The organism is Mycobacterium sp. TH-M106 (assembly GCF_057473765.1).
On record NZ_JBYCLE010000553.1, the window covers coordinates 1 to 2257 of the forward strand.

Annotated in this window: 1 protein-coding gene; it reads left to right on the top strand. The window is 70.4% G+C overall.

What is annotated here, in order from left to right:
• Positions 1 to 2257, top strand: a 2257-nt coding sequence (locus tag AC2VOP_RS18995) for a fatty acid synthase subunit beta domain-containing protein (RefSeq protein ID WP_486962408.1), incomplete at both ends; no start/stop codon positions are given.

The window sequence follows — 2257 nt, forward strand, 5'->3', positions numbered from 1 at the left end:
TGGAAGCTGCAGGTCGGTGGCAAGCGGCTGGTGCAAAAGGCCCGCCAATCCGGTGCGCCGATCGATGGGCTGGTGGTCAGCGCCGGCATCCCCGACCTGGAAGACGCCGTCGAGCTCATCGACGAACTGAACGGGGTCGGCATCAGCCACGTGGTGTTCAAACCGGGCACCGTGGAGCAGATCCGGTCGGTGATCCGCATCGCCGCGGAGGTACCCACCAAGCCGGTCATCATGCACGTCGAGGGCGGGCGCGCCGGCGGGCACCACTCTTGGGAGGACCTCGACGACCTGCTGCTGGCCACCTACTCGGAGCTGCGCTCGCAGCCGAACATCACCGTCTGCGTCGGCGGCGGAATCGGGACCCCGGAGCGGGCTGCCGAATACCTTTGCGGCCACTGGGCGACAGCGCACGGGTTCCCGTCGATGCCCATCGACGGCATTCTGGTCGGCACCGCCGCGATGGCCACCCAAGAATCCACCACCTCGCCGTCGGTGAAGCGGATGCTGGTCGACACGCAGGGCACGGACCAGTGGATCAGCGCCGGAAAAGCCCAGGGCGGCATGGCTTCCAGCCGCAGCCAGCTCGGCGCGGACATCCACGAGATCGACAACACCGCGTCGCGGTGCGGGCGGCTGCTCGACCAGGTCGCCGGCGACGCCGACGCGGTCGCGGCGCGCCGCGACGAGATTATCGCAGCGTTGGCCAACACCGCCAAGCCCTACTTCGGCGACGCCGCCGAGATGACCTACGCCCAGTGGCTGCGCCGCTACGTCGAGTTGAGCATCGGGGACGGAGACTTCACCGCTGTATACCCCGCCTCCACCGCACCGGGCAGCCCGTGGCTGGCCGACACCTGGCGAGACCGATTCGGTGCGATGCTGCAGCGCGCTGAATCCCGGCTGCACGAGCAAGATTTCGGTTCCATCGAGACGCTGTTCGACGACGAGCAGCTGCTGGAACGGCCAGCCGATGCCATCGCCACCCTGCTGGCCCGCTACCCCGACGCCGAGACCGTGCAACTGCACCCAGCCGACGTGGCGTTCTTCGTGACGCTCTGTAAGACGCTGGGCAAACCGGTCAACTTCGTGCCGGTGATCGATTCCGACGTGCGCCGCTGGTGGCGCAGCGACTCACTGTGGCAGGCCCACGATGCCCGTTACGACGCCGACCAGGTGTGCATCATCCCCGGCATCGCGTCGGTGGCCGGCATCACCCGCGTCGACGAACCCGTCGGCGAGCTGCTGGACCGGTTCGAGCAGACGGCGATCGATCAGCTGCTGTCAGCCGGGGCAGAGCCGGCGCCGGTGACCGCGCGCCGGCAGGGCCGCGCCGGCGTCAGCGGGCCGCTCGCCGTCATGCTCGACGTTCCCGACGTGCTGTGGGCTGGCCGCACCGCGGCCAACCCGGTGCACCGCATTGCCGGCGCCAACGAGTGGCAGGTGCACGAAAACCGCACTGCCACCCACTCGCCCACCAGGGCGCGGCTGGAAGTCGTCTCCGATGACCAGGTGACGCTGAGCGTTCCGCTGTCGGGCACCTGGATCGACATCCGGTTCACGCTGCCGGCACCCGTCGCCGACGGCGCCACCCCGCTGGTGCGGGACGACGACGCCGCGGCGGCGATGCGCTCGGTGTTGGCCATCGCCGCCGGCGTCGACGGGCCGGACGCGCTGCCACCGGTACATGACGGCACGGCCCACCTGACCGTCGACTGGGACCCCGAACTGGTCGCCGACCACACCGGCGTCACCGCCACCTTCGGCGCGTCGCTAGCTCCGGGGCCGTCCACGGTGCCCGACGCGCTGGTCGGGCGTTGCTGGCCTGCGGTGTTCGCGGTCATCGGCTCGGCGGTCACCGACACCGGTTTGCCGGTGGTGGAGGGTCTGCTCTCCCTGGTGCATCTGGACCACGCCGTGCACCTGCTGAGTCCACTGCCCGACGTACCGACCCAATTGAAGGCCACCGCAACGGTTTCCGCCGTCACCGATACCGAGGTGGGCCGCGTCGTCCCGGTCTCGGTCACGGTCGCGACAAGCGGCGGCACGGTACTGGCCACCCTGGCGGAGCGGTTCGCGATCCGCGGCCGCACCGGTGCCGCCGAGCTCACCGACCCGGCCCGGGCCGGCGGTGCGATCTCCGCCGTAGGCGGCACCACCGATACCCCGCGCCGCCGCCGTCGCGACATCACCATGACCGCACCGGCGGACATGCGGCCGTTCGCGGTGGTGTCCGGCGACCACAACCCGATCCACACCG